The organism is Kitasatospora sp. NPDC093550 (genome assembly GCF_044764985.1).
Taxonomy (GTDB): domain Bacteria; phylum Actinomycetota; class Actinomycetes; order Streptomycetales; family Streptomycetaceae; genus Kitasatospora.
In genome coordinates, this window is the sequence record NZ_JBIWJF010000005.1 from 74942 (window position 1) to 89917 (window position 14976).

General features: G+C 75.7%; 15 protein-coding genes. 9 read left to right on the top strand and 6 right to left on the bottom strand.

From position 1 onward, the window contains the following. Positions 1-71 precede the first annotated feature (71 nt). Positions 72-269, bottom strand: coding sequence for a hypothetical protein (locus tag ACIRD3_RS09430; RefSeq protein WP_402213591.1), 198 nt, complete (start codon positions 267-269; stop codon positions 72-74). A gap of 161 nt (positions 270-430) precedes the next feature. Here ACIRD3_RS09430 and ACIRD3_RS09435 point away from each other — a divergent pair, with 161 nt between their 5' ends. The 5 genes from ACIRD3_RS09435 to ACIRD3_RS09455 all read left to right on the top strand — a co-directional run bounded on the left by ACIRD3_RS09435 (position 431) and on the right by ACIRD3_RS09455 (position 3273). After that, on the top strand, positions 431-1840 hold the full coding sequence (locus ACIRD3_RS09435; protein ID WP_402213593.1) for a D-alanyl-D-alanine carboxypeptidase family protein: 1410 nt from the start codon (positions 431-433) through the stop codon (positions 1838-1840). 28 nt (positions 1841-1868) lie between these two features. Continuing rightward, a complete protein-coding gene (locus tag ACIRD3_RS09440; protein WP_402213595.1) occupies positions 1869-2012 on the top strand; it encodes a hypothetical protein in 144 nt (47 codons plus the stop codon). A gap of 36 nt (positions 2013-2048) precedes the next feature. After that, positions 2049-2462: a PPOX class F420-dependent oxidoreductase gene (locus tag ACIRD3_RS09445; RefSeq protein ID WP_402213597.1), complete on the top strand. Its 414-nt coding sequence runs from the start codon at positions 2049-2051 to the stop codon at positions 2460-2462. A gap of 91 nt (positions 2463-2553) precedes the next feature. Next, positions 2554-2952, top strand: a complete 399-nt coding sequence (locus ACIRD3_RS09450; RefSeq protein ID WP_402213599.1) for an NTP pyrophosphohydrolase — start codon at positions 2554-2556, stop codon at positions 2950-2952. 159 nt (positions 2953-3111) lie between these two features. After that, positions 3112-3273 (top strand): hypothetical protein, encoded by a 162-nt coding sequence (locus ACIRD3_RS09455; RefSeq protein ID WP_402213601.1) that lies wholly within the window; start codon positions 3112-3114, stop codon positions 3271-3273. 427 nt (positions 3274-3700) lie between these two features. On the opposite strand, the gene ACIRD3_RS09460 is transcribed toward ACIRD3_RS09455, so the two are convergent. From ACIRD3_RS09460 to ACIRD3_RS09470, 3 genes are all read right to left on the bottom strand, one after another. Next, complete coding sequence (locus ACIRD3_RS09460) at positions 3701-4210, bottom strand: hypothetical protein (protein WP_402213603.1); 510 nt, start codon at positions 4208-4210, stop codon at positions 3701-3703. Between the two features lie 433 nt (positions 4211-4643). Beyond that, a complete protein-coding gene (locus ACIRD3_RS09465) occupies positions 4644-5183 on the bottom strand; it encodes a hypothetical protein (RefSeq protein WP_402213604.1) in 540 nt (179 codons plus the stop codon). Between the two features lie 413 nt (positions 5184-5596). Further along, positions 5597-6973, bottom strand: a complete 1377-nt coding sequence (locus ACIRD3_RS09470) for an erythromycin esterase family protein (protein WP_402213606.1) — start codon at positions 6971-6973, stop codon at positions 5597-5599. Positions 6974-7418: 445 nt separating this feature from the next. Here ACIRD3_RS09470 and ACIRD3_RS09475 point away from each other — a divergent pair, with 445 nt between their 5' ends. The 3 genes from ACIRD3_RS09475 to ACIRD3_RS09485 are packed head-to-tail and all read left to right on the top strand — an operon-like array spanning position 7419 to position 10383. Next, positions 7419-7580, top strand: coding sequence for a hypothetical protein (locus ACIRD3_RS09475; RefSeq protein ID WP_402213608.1), 162 nt, complete (start codon positions 7419-7421; stop codon positions 7578-7580). After that, the gene (locus ACIRD3_RS09480) at positions 7577-9901 is read left to right on the top strand and encodes a heavy metal translocating P-type ATPase (protein WP_402213610.1); all 2325 of its coding nucleotides are present in this window, start codon (positions 7577-7579) and stop codon (positions 9899-9901) included. The genes ACIRD3_RS09475 and ACIRD3_RS09480 overlap by 4 nt, the downstream gene beginning before the upstream one ends. Beyond that, positions 9898-10383 (top strand): copper chaperone PCu(A)C, encoded by a 486-nt coding sequence (locus tag ACIRD3_RS09485; protein WP_402213611.1) that lies wholly within the window; start codon positions 9898-9900, stop codon positions 10381-10383. The genes ACIRD3_RS09480 and ACIRD3_RS09485 overlap by 4 nt, the downstream gene beginning before the upstream one ends. Positions 10384-10565: 182 nt before the next feature. Here ACIRD3_RS09485 and ACIRD3_RS09490 read toward each other — a convergent pair whose 3' ends face one another. Next, positions 10566-11441: a universal stress protein gene (locus tag ACIRD3_RS09490; RefSeq protein ID WP_402213613.1), complete on the bottom strand. Its 876-nt coding sequence runs from the start codon at positions 11439-11441 to the stop codon at positions 10566-10568. Between the two features lie 412 nt (positions 11442-11853). Between ACIRD3_RS09490 and ACIRD3_RS09495 the strand changes: the two genes are divergently transcribed. After that, positions 11854-13551: a GAF domain-containing protein gene (locus ACIRD3_RS09495; RefSeq protein WP_402214030.1), complete on the top strand. Its 1698-nt coding sequence runs from the start codon at positions 11854-11856 to the stop codon at positions 13549-13551. A gap of 96 nt (positions 13552-13647) precedes the next feature. Here ACIRD3_RS09495 and ACIRD3_RS09500 read toward each other — a convergent pair whose 3' ends face one another. Then, positions 13648-14940, bottom strand: a complete 1293-nt coding sequence (locus ACIRD3_RS09500; RefSeq protein WP_402213614.1) for a Cys-Gln thioester bond-forming surface protein — start codon at positions 14938-14940, stop codon at positions 13648-13650. Positions 14941-14976: the final 36 nt, after the last annotated feature.

Consider the following 14976-nt stretch of genomic DNA (forward strand, 5'->3'; position numbering starts at 1 on the left):
CACGTCCCGTGCCCCGCTGCCCCGCGCCCGAGCGCGCCGGCCGGCGGGGCACGGCCGTCCGGGCCCGGCCGTCAGCCACGCCGGGCGGCGGGGATCGCCAGCAGGACGCCGAGTGCCAGCAGGACGGCGAACCCGGCCGTCTCGTGACCGTCCGGCACCAGGTACCGGACGAAGCCGAACAGCCGGAAGCCCCCGAGCCGGTCGGCCAACAGGCCGGAGGCGCCGCCGAGGATCAGCACGAAACCGAGGTAGCCGAGCAGGGTCTTCATACCCGTGAGCGTAGGAGTCCGCCGCCGCCGGAACATCAGACTTTCGGCGCGACCGGGCGCCACCAAAGTCGTCCGCTCCCCACGCCGGCGCGGTCCACCGGACGGGCACGGACGGAGCAGCAGGCACGGCGGCCCGGCAGCGGCGCGGGTACGTTCGCGGTGTGCAGCCCACGCGCATATCCCGGAAGTCCCCGTACATCGCCAGGGCCGCGGCCGGCGCCGCCGCCTCGGCCCTGGTCCTGGCCGTGGCCGCCACGGCGGCCCCCGCCGCCCCGGCAGCCCCAGCGCAGGACGCCGCCGGGGTGGTCGGCGGTGAGCGGCTCGGCAGCCCCGACGTCCAGATCTCGCCACTGGCCGGGGCGCCCGCCCTGCCGGCCGAGCTGTCCGGCCGGTCCTGGCTCGTCGCCGACGCCGCCACCGGCGAGGTGCTCGCCGCCCGCAACGCCCATCTGCCGCTGCCGCCGGCCAGCACCCTGAAGATGCTGTTCGCCGACACCGTGCTGCCCAAGCTCGACCGCGCGCTGGAGTACCGGGTCACCCCCGCCGATCTCGCCGACCTCGGCGCCGGGAGCAGCCTGGTCGGCGTCAAGGAGAACCTGCCGTACCGGGTCGAGGACCTCTGGCGGGGCGTCTTCCTCGCCTCCGGCAACGACGCCGTCCACGTCCTCGCCCACATGAACGGCGGCATCCAGCGGACCGTCGCCGAGATGCAGGCCCGCGCCGGGGCGCTCCAGGCGAAGGACACCAAGGTCGTCTCCCCCGACGGCTACGACATGGACGGCCAGGTCTCCTCCGCCTACGACCTCACCCTGTTCGCCCGCGCCGGGCTGCGCAACGCCGACTTCCGCTCCTACTGCGCCACCCGCACCGCGCGCTTCCCCGGCGGGCTGGACAAGCTCACCGGCCAGCGCACCAGCTTCGACATCGCCAACACCGACCGGCTGCTCGGCAAGTACCCGGGCCTGATCGGCGTCAAGAACGGCTACACCACCAACGCCGGCGCCACCTTCACCGGCGCCGCCGAACGCGGCGGCCGCACCCTGCTGGTGACGGTGATGCACCCCGAGGCGCAGGGCAAGGTCTACGACGAGGCCGCCGCCCTGCTGGACTGGGGCTTCGCGGCGGCCGGCAAGGTCCAGCCGGTCGGGCAGCTGGTCGAGGACACCGCCGCACCGGCCTCGGCGCCAGCCAACGCCCCCGACGCGCCCCATGCCCCCGACGCCCCCGGCGCCTCCACGGCCCCGGAGGCGGCGGCCGACTCCCAGCTGCCGCCGTGGTCCCGCCCGCCCGTCCTCGGCGGCGACGGCCCGGGCGTCGCCCCGGCGGTCTGGTCGGCCGCCGCCCTCGGCGCCGCCCTCGCCGCCTGGGCCGGCACCCGGGCCGCCACCCGCCGCCGCACGGCGCCCCTGCCGGTCACCGCCACCCCGGTCCGCGGCGGCCGTACCACCCGGGCGTACGGCGGCGCGAGCGCCCTGGGCGGCTCCACGGGCGTCGGCGGCCGCGGCCGGCGCCGGCTGGCCCGCCGCGCCCGCGCGCTGGTCCACGGCGCCCGCACCCGCCGAACCCGGTGAGCGACCGTACGGCATCCTCGACTGCGGGGTGCGGCTGCTGTGCGTCGGGTCGGTGGCCGCGCTGATCGGGTTCGGCCTGCTGCTCGTCCTGGTGCCGGCCCGGTGCTTCGCCGGGGACCTCAGCGTGTCCCCCACGTCGTTCAAGGAGAGCGCACTCGCCCGCTTCCAGTGAGCGGAGCACCGGCCCGGGCCCTCTAGACTTCCGGCCATGACCACGCCCGACCCCACCGCCGCGGACCGGCTCGCCCGGATCGTCCGGCTCTCCAGCGGGAGCTACCTGCTCGTCACCACGTACAAGAAGGACGGCACGACCGTCCCGACCCCGGTGTGGGTGGTCCGCGACGGGGAGGCGCTCGGCGTCTGGACGGTCGCGGACTCCTGGAAGGTCAAGCGGATCCGCAACCGGGCCGACGTGCTGGTCGGCCCGTGCGACGTCAAGGGCCGCCCCACCGGGGAGCAGTACCCGGCGACCGCCGAGATCCTCGACCCCGAGCGCACCGCCGCCTACCGCACGCTGCTGCGCCAGAAGTACGGCCTGCTCGGAGTGCTCACCCTGCTCGGCAGCCGGCTGCGCCGCGGCGAGCGCGGCACCGTCGGCATCCGGATCACCCTGGCGGACTGACGCCCCGCGCGTGCCGCGCGGGAGCCGGCGGACCTGCCGCGGGCGTCGCCGGTTCGGCTCAGCCCGGGAAGGGGTGGCAGGCTTGGCGGCCATGGACGAGAACGAGGGCCTGCCCACGCTGCTGGTGGTGGACGGCGCGAACGTGGTCGGCTCGGTGCCGGACGGCTGGTGGCGCGACCGGCGGGGCGCCGCCGAGCGGCTGCGGGACGCCTTGGTCGCCGTCGCCGAACGGGGCCTGCCGGACCACCCGGGCCCGCTGGAGGTGGTCCTGGTAGTGGAGGGCGCCGCCCGCGGCGTCGCCGGGCTGCCCGAGGTCCGGGTGGTCGAGGCGAGCGGCAGCGGGGACGACCGGATCGTCGAGCTGGTCCGGGCGGCCCTCGCCGAACACCCCGGACGGGACTGCCTGGTCGCCACCGCCGACCGTGAACTGCGCTCCCGCGTAGGCGCGTTGGGCGCCACCGTGACCGGCCCGCGCAGCGTACGGCCCTGACGCCAGAGGTGCCGGACGGGTCCGGTCGGCCGCCGGTGCGGGCACGTCGGTCAGAGCGCGCTCACTGATCCGGGGGGACCGCGGCCCGGCCGGGCTGGGGCTTGCCGGTCTGCTCAGGCCGGGTCGGCGGGCAGGACGGAGTAGGGCCGGGAGATCCGGGTGACGCCCGAGCAGTGGCACGGCGAAGCCGGTGCGATCCGCACACAGTGCACCGAGGACCTGGTGTTCATCGGGTACATGTACGACCTGTCCGCCGCCCCCGGCAGCCTGACGTCGGTGCCGTTCGTAGGAAAAATGCCGCGCGTGCCGCTGGGCGAATGATCATAATGACCGTACCCTGTCCCGACCTGTTCCGGAGGCCGTTGTCCGGCGGGAAACGGGAGAGCAGGAGACACCCCTTTGACGCGGTTCGTCGTCCGTGTGGCGCCGGTGATGCTGGCGATGACCGGTCTGTTGGCAGCTTGTTCCTCCGCGCCGGCCCCAGGGTCTCCGTCGCCGGCCGGTCCTGACCATGGTGCCGCTACGTCTCCGTCGGCTCCACCAGCCCCGGTGCCCCCGCTGGCCTCGTCGGGCGCGCCGTGGCGGCCGCGCGCACCCCTGTCCCGCGAGCAGCTGGAGGCCTCGCTCCTCCAGGTCGCCGACCTGCCGTCGGGCAGCACGACCGAGCACGGCGGTTGGTGTCCGGGATGCCCGTACCCTGCCGAAGTACGAATGATCGGTTTGAGGTGTTGTCGGGACGATTGTCGCCTCAGTCCTCGCCAAGCTGGATCAGGATCGCGAAGTACTCACCGTCGCTTCCGGCGACCACGCCGTCGAAGGTGCAGGCGCTGACGGGCTCCCAGGAATTTCCTTGTCGGTTGGTCCACCAAGTCGCACCGGACCCGAGCCACGTCACAAGGCGCGTCACGGTGTGGTGGGCGATCTCACGGTCCATCAGTTTCGAGCTGGGCCATACGAGGTCGTCGGAGGCGAGCGCGGTCATCAGTTCGATGGCCTCGTCGGCGGTGAGCGGCTCCAGGCGAGCCTCGATCTGCGAAGCGCTCGGGGGAACGGCCCCGCGGGCGATGTACCGCTCCCATATCGGGTGAAGTTCGGCGACGAGGTCGTGCACGTGGCCGGCAAGGGGCCCCAGCCCGTGATCAGGGGTCGCGCCATCCGGGAACCGGCCGTACCGCACGGAGACGACGGGCCTGTTCGACAGCGACGTCAGCAGGTCGCCGAGCTCAGACAGCTTCTCCGCACGTTCTCTACTCTCCACTCCGGCATCGTGCCATGCCGGGAAGCGGCCGAACGCTGCGGCCGTGTGCCCGTGGGCACTGGGCCCGCCGGTCCGTCAGGCCCCGCGTGCGGGTGCAGAGAGGGTCACCGGGCGAGTCAGTGGCTCATGACCCTGCTCATCGAGCATCGGATCATCGCCTCCGAGGTGTCGGGGCGGCTCTCGTGGTCGCGGGGCGAGGCGGCGTCCGCCGCCGTTCGAGACCGTTCTCCACGCCGCCGAACCCGGGGTGTCGCCGCTTCGTGAAAACTGACCCCCGGGCGATCTCCGAATAGTGACCCCCCCTGAGACTTGGAGGGTGCTGAAAGTCGACGGCGGCGCCACCACCCTGGACCGGGGCACCCTGCCCTTCACCTACCGCATCGCCCCGCGGGGGACCGTCGGCTGACACTCGGGTCGTGCGTCAGGAGCGATCTCAGCGGCGGACCTTGGTGAAGCAGAGCGTGAAGTCGGTGCTGCGGCGGGAGGAGTACCGGATGCCGTAGTCGAACTCCTTGCCGCAGTGCTTGTCCGGGCCGATCAGCCGGTTCGCCGTCTTGTACTCGGCCTCGGGGGAGGCGCAGTCCACGATGGTCGGCTGGGGGTCCCCCTCCGGGTCGGCGATCTTGACGCAGTCCCCGATGTTCGGGTCGTGCGTCTTGGCCTCCGCCGCCTGCGCGGACCGCGTCGCCTCGGCCTTGGCCTTGCCGCCGGTGGGGCTGGTGTTGTAGTCCCACACGTACCAGGCGACGCCACCGAAGACCGCCAGCACGATGCCGACGGACAGCAGCGAGTGCAGCGGACTGCGCCGCCGAGGCCCCGACGGCCCGGCCGGCGGGCGCGGCCCGGACCCGGGCGGCGGGCCGTAGGCGGGCTGACCGGTGTACGGCTGGCCGGCGTGCGGCTGGCCGGCGTGCGGCTGCGGGGCCGGCGGCTGCCCGTACGGCTGGTGCGGGTGGGGCGTCGGTGCGGACATGAGTGGGGACCCCCGTGGCTGACGAATGCGAATGACCACCTGAATGGTGATCACTGCAGAGTAGTCAGTCGGCGCACCCCCTCCACCCGCCGATCGGTGTTCCGGAGAATCCCCCCACAATTCCTGCACTTTGCTCGTCCTTGACCTCCACGGGTGCCGCATAGCTGCCGTGCCGTGCAGCACCCCGCCCCGGCCCTCACCCGGTCCGGCAGCCGGGAGGACTGAGCCTGCTCCGGTTCGACGGACGCCCTCGGTTCTGAACGGTCGCCGGTCGACGCGCCGGTGGGCGGCCCGCCGGACCGTCGGCGGCCCCATCCGTGCAGGGTCTTCGCCGTGACCCTGAACAGCTTTGTCGTGCGTCCCGGCGGGGGCTCCGGCTGCACCGGACGGACGTCCCGGGTCGTCCGCGGGGGTCAGAACCTCCGCGCCTGGGCGACCCGGTGCAGGTGGATCAGGACGTCGTAGGCCCGGCCGAGCGCGAGGCGCGGCTTCGGGTCGCTGACGTAGACCGAGCCCGCCTCGTAGGTGGGGCGGGAGGCGTCCAGCCAGTCGCGGGCCGCCCGGGGGGCGGTGCGCAGGTCGACGTAGTAGTCCCGGTGGCGGACCCGGTCGAGGGTGTACTCGTTCATGTCCGGCGTGGCCGGCGGCACCGTGACGGTCTTCCAGTCGTCCGTCAGGACGGCGTCGTTGGTGAGGAAGGAGCCGCTGTCGAAGGTGAAGCCGATCGCCGCGTAGTCACGGCCGTAGGTGTCGCGCAGCCGCGAGCCCTGCGGCTCGGGGTACAGGAAGGTGTCGGTGGCCAGGTAGCCGACGTGCCCGTTGTGCGCGGACAGCAGCACCTTGCCGCCCGTGTGGCGCTGCCACCACGCGGTGTTGTCCGCCATCGCCCGGTCGCGCAGCTGCTCCGCGGCGGAGACCGAGGCCCGGTCGGACATGTCCAGGGTCGCGAAGGCGAAGGTCTCGGCGATGTTCCGGGCGTGCTGGACCGCCCACGCGTGGGCGTCGTCCAAGGCGCCGGCGCCGCTCGCGGTGACCAGGTCGAGCGCCTGCTGAGCCTTGGCGGCGTTCTCCCGGCGCTCGGCGAGCGGCCTCTTCAGGTAGGCGAGGACGTCGTCGAGCGGCCGCAGGCCCGCGTACAGGCCTTCGAGCCGAGGCAGGGCGCCGGGGCGGGCCCCGCGCACGTACGAGGTGACCCGTTCGAAGATCCGGTCTCCGAGCCTGGGCAGGCCGAGGTCGTCGCCCACGAAGTGGACCGGGTTCCGCGGGTGGCTCCGGTTGTACTCCCGCATCCAGGCGATCAGGTCGGCGAACTCCTCGCGGTCCCACGGGCTTGCGCCCAGGGCGTCCTTGACGAGCTGCCGCGCCTCGCCGGGTCCGCCCTGGACGTACTCGTCGATCTGCAGGCCACTGCTCCAGCTCGTCTCCAGGGCGAAGGCGGTGAAGCCCTTCTCCTCGACGAGGTAGCGGAACAGCCGCTGCTTCATCGCGAAGAACTCGTGCGAACCGTGGGTGGCCTCGCCCAGGCCGACCACCGTGGCGTCGCCGATCATCGCCCCCAGGGCGTGCAGGTCGGTGGTGCGGCCGCCCGGCTCGGTCGTCCGCAACGGCTGGGCGACGCCCTCCAGGGCGCGCACCACGGCGGAGCGCTGCGACGCGGCCGGGTCCCCGGCCGTGATGCCCGTCCCGGGCGTCACCGGCGCGGCGACCGCCGCCACCGGGACCAGTGCGGCTGCGGCGGCCACCGCCGCCGTCAGCAGTCCGCGCCGCCCGATCACCCTGGTGCCTGCCATCGTCGTGATCACTCCTCGACTCGACGGAACGCCGCTGCCTGCGGCGTTCGGTGAGTCGATCTTCACCGGGGCAGGGCCTGCCGCGCGCTGGGGCGGACCGCCGTCTTCACGGGGGGGTAACCCCCCGACCGGATTCGGCGGTCGTCCCCCGGCCGCCCTCGGCCCGCCGGCCGTCGGCGAGGGCGAGGTAGGGCGAGGGCGAGGTAGGGCGAGGGCGAGGGGGCGGATCCGAGGAGTGGCTGCACGCACTCGGCTCGTCGGTGATGGGCGGGGAGGCGGACGGGCGGCCGTCGCGCTGCTGCGCGGGCTGGTCGCGGGGTCTCGGGCGGGCGCCGGGGCCGGGCGCCGCGTGGGAGGGGCGGGGGATTTCCGGGTGTACGGGAACCGACCGTGGCGCCCGTCCGACTGGTGGGGGGTGAGTGCGAAGTCGCCGGGAGTCCGGCCGTTGAGTGTGCTGGCGGGGTTCGCCCTGCTGCTGGTGGTGGTGTTCGTGGTGGCCTACGAGGTGGGCCGGCAGGTGGGGCCGGTGGCGCCCGGGTTGCGGCCGGGCAGCGGGAGCGGCACCTCGCCGGGGATGCACGGGCACGACATGGGCGGGATGCGATGAGCGCCGTCGCGGAGCCCGGCGCCCTGGTGTCCACCGACCTGGCGGTGGGCGGGATGACCTGCGCGGCCTGCGTGGGCCGGGTGGAGAAGCGGCTGGGCAGGATCGACGGGGTGACGGCCGGGGTGAACCTGGCGACCGGCCGGGCCCGGGTGCTGCACCCGGCCGGGGTGTCGGTCGCGGAGCTGGTGGCGGCCGTCGAGGGGGCCGGCTACACCGCCGAGTCGGTGCCCGAGGGGGCGCCGGTCGGGGCGGCGGCGGAGGAGCCGGACGAGCGGTGGCGGCTGCTGGTCACCGCCCTCCTGGCCGTCCCGGTGCTGGTGCTGTCCATGGTGCCCGCGCTGCAGTTCACGGCCTGGCAGTGGGTCTGCTTCGCGCTCGCCGTCCCGGTGGTGACCTGGGGGTCGGCCGCCTTCCACCGACGGGCCTGGCAGGGCCTGCGGCACGCGGCGGCCACCATGGACACCCTGGTCAGCCTGGGTGTGGTGGCCTCCTTCGGCTGGTCAGCGTACGCGCTGCTGTTCGGCGGGGCCGGGGATCCGGGCATGCGGATGCCGTTCTCGCTGACCGCCGACGGCGGCGGTACGGCGCACGTCTACCTGGAGGCGGCCGTCGGGGTGCCGCTGTTCGTGCTGGCCGGGCGGCTGCTGGAGGGCCGGGTGCGCCGGCGCAGCGGCTCCGCCCTGCGGGCGCTGGCCGAGCTCGGCGCGAAGCAGGTGTGCCTGCGCGGGGCGGACGGCGAGGAGCGCCTGGTGCCGATCGAACTGCTCCTGCCCGGGCAGGAGTTCGTGGTACGCCCGGGCGAGCGGGTGGCCACCGACGGGGTGGTGGTGGAGGGCGGTTCGGCGCTCGACCTGAGTCTGCTGACCGGCGAGAGCGTGCCGGTCGAGGTCGGCCCCGGGGACCGGGTGGCCGGCGCGACGGTGAACGTCGGCGGCGCGCTGGTGGTCCGGGCCACGGCCGTCGGCGCGGACACCCAACTGGCCCGGATCACCGCCCTGGTGGCGGACGCCCAGGCCGGCAAGGCCCGGGCGCAGCGGCTGGCGGACGCGGTCGCCGGGGTGTTCGTGCCCTGCGTGCTGACGGTCGCCGCCGCCGTACTGGGCTTCTGGCTGGGCGCCGGCGCGGCCCCGCAGGCGGCGGTGACGGCGGGCGTCGCGGTGCTGGTGGTGGCCTGTCCGTGCGCGCTCGGGCTGGCCACGCCGACCGCCCTGCTGGCGGCGACCGGGCGGGGCGCGGAGCTGGGCGTGCTGGTGCGCGGGCCGGAGGTGCTGGAGAGCCTGCGCCGGGTGGACACCGTGGTGATGGACAAGACCGGGACGCTCACCACCGGCCGGATGGAGCTGACGGCGGTGACCACGGCCGGGGATGCCACCGGGGATCTCGGCGGGGATCCCGCCACGGCCGGGGATCTCGGCGGGGAGTGCACGGAGGAGGAGGTGCTGCGCCTGGCCGGCGCGGTCGAGCACCGCTCCGAGCACCCGATCGGCCGGGCCGTCGCGGCTGCCGCCCGGGAGCGCTGCGGCACGCTGCCGTCCGTGCACGGCTTCGCGGCCACCACCGGGCTCGGGGTGTCCGGGCGGGTCGAGGGCCGGACGGTCCGGGTGCTCCGCCCGGACGGTGCCGCGCTGCCCCCGGCGCTCGCCGCGGCGGTGACGGCGGCCGGGGACACGGGCCGCACGGCCGTCCTGGTCGAGCTGGACGGGCGGCCGGCGGCCGTGCTGGCGGTCGGCGACACCCTGCGCTCGGGCAGCTGGCGGGCCCTGCGCCGGTTGCGCGGGATGGGCCTGGAGACCGTCCTGCTGACCGGGGACGGGCCCGGCGCCGCCAGGGCCGTGGCGGCCGAGCTCGGCATCGAGCGGGTGCACGCCTCGGCCTCGCCCGAGCGCAAGGCCGAGGTGGTGGCCGAACTGCGGTCCGCCGGACGGACGGTGGCGGTCGTCGGCGACGGCGTCAACGACGCGGTCGCGCTGGCCTCGGCCGACCTCGGGGTGGCGCTGGCCTCCGGCAGCGACGCGGCGATCGGCGCGGCCGGGCTGACCCTGGTGCGCGGCGACATCGAGGCCGTGGTCGACGCCGTACGGCTGGCGCGGCAGACCCTCGCCACGATCCGGGCCAACCTGCTGTGGGCCTTCGGCTACAACCTGGTGCTGATCCCGCTGGCGGCGGTCGGACTGCTCAACCCGATGCTGGCGGCGGTCGCGATGTCGCTCAGCTCGCTGCTCGTGGTGGGCAACAGCCTGCGGCTGCGCACCTGGGAGCCGGGGCGCGGCCGCTCGGCGCGTGCGGCCGGCGTCGGCGGGCGGACGGGAGGCCGGCGATGAGCGCCCTGACGCGACTGGGAGTGGTCGGACCGCCGGTCGGCGCGGCGGCGCTGGCGCTGGTCCTGCTCACCGGGTGGACGGCGGTCGGCGGGGCCGGCCGGACCCGACCGGTGACCGCGGAGCCGGGTTGGGTCCTGCTGCCCACGGCGGGCGCGGCCACCGCCACGGCGGCCTTCTTCACGGTCCGCAACCCGGGCGACGTCCCGGACGAACTGACCGGCGCCAGCTGGGAGTTCGGCGGCAGGATCACCCTGAAGCGGCACCTCCACCAGGGTGCGGCGGGCCGCTGGGAGCCCGTCCCGTCCGTGCCCGTCCCGGGCGGCGGCGAGCTGGCGATGTCCCCGGAGGACGCGGACCTGATGATCGCCGACCCGCCACCGCTACGGGCCGGCCAGCGGGTGGAGTTCACCCTCACCTTCCGTCACAGCCCCGGACTCCGCCTCACCGCCCAGGTGTTGGCACCGGCCGACCGGCCGCGCTGACCCGCTCCGGGCCGGCCTCCGGCAGTGTGGCCCACTCCCTCGGGACGACGTGACCCGACCCCTCGCCGGGTCACGCAGCGGGCAGGCGGAAGCGGCAGGCGGACGGCAGAACGGCAGGGCCGAACGCCCGGCGACCGCCGGGCCGTCGGTCCGTCGGCCCGGCCTCACCCAACCCCTGCGCCTCACCCGTGCGGGACGACCGCGACCGGGGCCTCGGCGTGGTGCAGCACCGCGTGGGCGACCCGGCCGAGGCGGGGGCCGAACTCGCGGTGGCGGCGGCCGACCACGACCAGGGCGGCCCCGGCGGAGGCCTCGACCAGGCCGCGGGCCGCGCCCAGCCGGACGTCCTCGACCACCGGGACGTCCGGGTGCCGCTCGCGCGGCCCGGCCAGCGCGAGCGAGAGCAGCTTCGTCTCCAGCGCCTCCAACTGGGCGACCTCGCCCGCCGGGACGGCCCCGCCCGCGTAGCCGAACAGCGGCGGCAGGTCCCAGCCGTGCACCGCCCGGACCCGGGCCCCGCGCAGGGCGGCCTCCCGGAAGGCGAAGGCCAGCACCTCCTGCTCCTGCTCCGGCCCGTGCGCGTCGACGCCGACCACCACCTCGGCCGCGCCGTCGGCACCGCCCGCGTCCTCCCGCACCACGACCACCGGCACCCCGCTGCGCCCGGCCACCGCCATGCTGACCGAGCCGAGCAGGAGGCCCGCGAAGCCGCCTCGGCCGCGCGAGCCGAGCACCAGCAGCTCGGCGTCCGCGGCGGCGGCCACCAGGCCGTCGATCGGCGCGTCCAACACCGCGTCGGTCCGTACGGCCAGCTCCGGGTGGCGGCCCCGGACGTCGGCCGCCACCTCGGCCAGGGCCCGCTGGACGGCCTCGGGCAGGTGCTCGGGATCGGCGAACGAGTCCACGCCGTCGGTCAGCCACGGCCACGCGTGCACCAGGCGCAGCGACGCGCCCCGCCGCACCGCCTCGTCGGCGGCCCAGTGGGCGGCGGCGGTGCTCTGGGGCGAGCCGTCCACCCCGGCCAGCACGGTCGACGTCGGCTCGCTTCGCTCGGTCATGGGCGTTCCTCCACGGTGTCGGCACTCATCGGTTCGGCGTCAGGCGGTTCGTCACCGGGCGCTTCGGCGCCAGGCGCTTCGACGTCCGGCGGTTCGGCGTCCGGCCGGTGCGCTGACGCCCCGTCCGCTCCTCCCCACCCTGGCAGTCGCCCCCGGCCCGGCGACAGGGGCCGCAGGACCCTCGGCCGCGGGACGAAAGGCCCGCCGGGCGGAGCCTACGGGTGACCCCGCCGTACCGGCCGCCGACACCCTGCCACTACCGTGAACCGGACGATCCCGCTGGTCGGACGGCACCCGGCCGAGACCGGCGCGGTCGCGGTCGCGGGTCGGCTGACGGCCGGTCAGGGGCAGGACGACGAGGAGGACAGCGGTGGGCGGAGCGGACGGCGGCGCGGCGGGTGGCGGCGCGCGGATGCCCCGGCTGCGCCTGGACGAACTGCTGGAGGAGCTCCAGTGGCGGATCGACGCGGCGCGCGGGACGCAGAACCGGGTGCACAGCCTGCTGGAGGCGGTGCTCGCGGTCGGCCGCGAGCTGGACCTGGCGCAGGCGCTGCACCGGATCGTCGAGGCCGCCGTGGACCTGGTGGACGCCCGTTACGGCGCGCTGGGGGTGATCGGGCCGGACGGGCACTCCCTGTCGCAGTTCCTGACGGTGGGGCTGACCGACGAGGAGATGGCGGCGATCGGCCCGCCCCCGGCCGGCCGGGGCATCCTCGGCGAGCTGATCCGCGAGCCGCGGCCGCTGCGCTGCCCGGTGCTGTCGGACCACCCGGCCTCGGCCGGGTTCCCGCCGAACCACCCGCCGATGCACACCTTCCTGGGGGTGCCGGTGCGGGTGCACGGCGAGGTGTTCGGCAATCTCTACCTGACGGACAAGCGCGGCGGGCTGGACTTCGACGAGGACGACGAGGCGGTGATCGCCACCCTGGCGGTCGCGGCCGGGGTGGCGATCGACAACGCCCGGCTGTACGAGGAGGCGCAGCTGCGCCAGCGCTGGCTGCGGGCGAGCACCGAGATCACCCGCAGCCTGCTGTCGGGCGCGCCGCGCCTGGAGGTGGTCGAGCTGGTCGCCCGGCGGGCCCGGGAGATCTCCGGCGCCGAGCTGGCGGACGTGTCGGTGGCGTTGGCCGGGCCGGAGGAGCGGGCCGAGGAGCTGGCGGTCGAGGTCGCGTTGGGCGGCAGGCCGTCCGCCCGGCTGGGGGTGACGGTGCCGGTGGACGGCACGTTGTCCGGTGCCGCGTACGCCTCCGGTTCGCCGGTCACCAGCGACGACCTGGCCGGTGACGCCCGCTACCCGGCCGGCCCGGCGGGCCGCTTCGACGGGCTGGGCCCGGCGGTGGCCGTACCGCTGGGCACCGGGCCCGGGTACGGGCGGGGCGTGCTGCTGCTGGCCCGGGCGCAGGGGCAGCCGGCCTTCGGACCGGAGGAGACCGGTCCGCTGCTGGGCTTCGCCGACCAGGCCGCACTCGCCCTGGAGCTGGCCGAACGGCGGCGCGACGCCGAGCAGTTGAACCTCCTGGAGGACCGCGACCGGATCGCCCGGGACCTGCACGACCTGGCGATCCAGCGGCTGTTCGCGACCGGGATGACGCTGCAGAGCGCGGGCCGGCTGATCGAGAGTCCGGCCGCCGCGGACCGGGTGGCCCGGGCGGTGGCGGACCTGGACGAGACCATCAAGATCATCCGCTCGACCATCTTCGGCCTGCGCGCCCACAGCGAACCCGACCGCGGCCTGCGCGCCCGGGCCACCCGGGCGGTCACCGAGGCACAGGGCCCGCTCGGCTTCGCGCCCCGGCTCAGCATGGAGGGCCTGCTGGACACCGATGTGCCGCAGGAGCTGGCGGAGCACGTGGTGGCCGTCCTCGCCGAGGCGCTCAGCAACGCCGCCCGGCACGCCCGTGCCTCCCGGGTCGAGGTGACGCTGCGCGCCCTCGCCGGACGGGTGACCCTGACCGTGACCGACGACGGCGTGGGCGTGCCCGGCGGAGGACGGCGCAGCGGGCTGCGCAACCTCGCCGAGCGGGCCGAACGGGTCGGCGGGACCTTCGCCGTCGACCCCGCCGAGGGCGGCGGCACCCGGCTGGCCTGGGAGGCCCCGATCGGGTCGTGAGGCCCCCTGGGCCTCCAGGGGGACCGGCCCGCACCGCGGACCCGACCGCGGCGAGTGTCGCGCGCTCCGCCCCCGGTCGCGGGGGCCGGCCCCCGGTCAGGCCCCGGTGCGGCGACGGTCCCGCCGACGGAGCAGGGCCAGGGCGCCACCGGTCACGATCAGCCCGGCACCGGCGACGGCGAGCGGACCGAGGGCGCTGCCGGCACCGGTGGAGGCGAGTGCCGACCCACCGGCACCGCCCGGAGGCGTCACGCCGGAGGACGGCGCCGCCGTCACGCCCGGGGCCGCACTCGTGGTCCCGCCCGCCGTCGGCGTGTCCGCGGGGCCCGGGGTGGTCGGGTCGGCGGTGGCGGTCGGGGCCGGTGTCGTCGGCTGGGTGGTCGGGGCCGCCGAGTGGGTCGGGGACGGGCTCGGCCGATCGCTCGGGGTCGCGGTGGGCGACGGCGACGCACCGGTGACCCAACTCGCCTTCGCGGCCGCGGTCACGGGGATCCGGTCGCCCCTCACGAGGGCCAGCGCCTGACTGTCCGGGCTCACGAGCGCCTGCCCCGCCCGTACGGGCACGGAGGCCGTCGCGGACACGGTGGCGCTGCCCGGTCGCGCGCCGGCCGGGGTCTTCAGGAACAACGATTCGCCGTTCTTCGCCGGTCGGGTCAGCTTGCCGCCGCCGTCGGACAGGACGGTGCCGTCCCGGTCGGTCAGCGCGGCACCGGCCGCGACGGCCGCGGGGTCGAGGGAGACCTCGGCCTGGTCGCCGGTCGTGGTGAGTCCGATCGGCCCGAGGACCGAACCGCTGGTCCCGGTCACCGCGTCGGGTGCGAGGGTCAGTGGGCGGGCGGGCGCCTCGGCCTCCTCGGCGTGCGTCACCAGGTAGTCGGCGAGCGTGGCCGCGGCCGGGTCCCAGGGGACCGCCCTGACGTGGTTGGTGAGGCGCCAGATGGCGGCCTGGGTCCCGCCGGCCGCCGCGCCCTTGGTGAGCTTGCCACCGGTCAGTTCGCCGAGCGCGGTCTCGGAGACCGTCGGATAGGAGTGCTGCAGGATCCAGTTGATCTTCCCCGCGACCGGGTTGCCCTGCAGGGTGGGCACCTCGGACCAGTCGTCCTCCCGGTAGGTGGCACCGCCCTTCACGGGGGTGCGGAGGTCCAGGCAGTACGCGAAGAGGGTTCCGCCGTCACGGGTCGCCACCTTGATCAGGCCACCGGGCAGCCCGTCGTCCTTGCCCTCGGGCTCCAGGACATGGGCGATGTAGTCGCTCTCGACGATCCAGCCCTCCGTGATCACGATCCGGCCGTCGTGGCCGCCGCCCTCCGCCGCGACCGCCGTCATCGGCGTTCCGCCGACCAGGATTCCGCCCGCGAGCATCGCGATGGCGGATCGGACTGTTTGCACACGTGTCACTTCTTCTCTTCTCCCCTGCGGCACAGA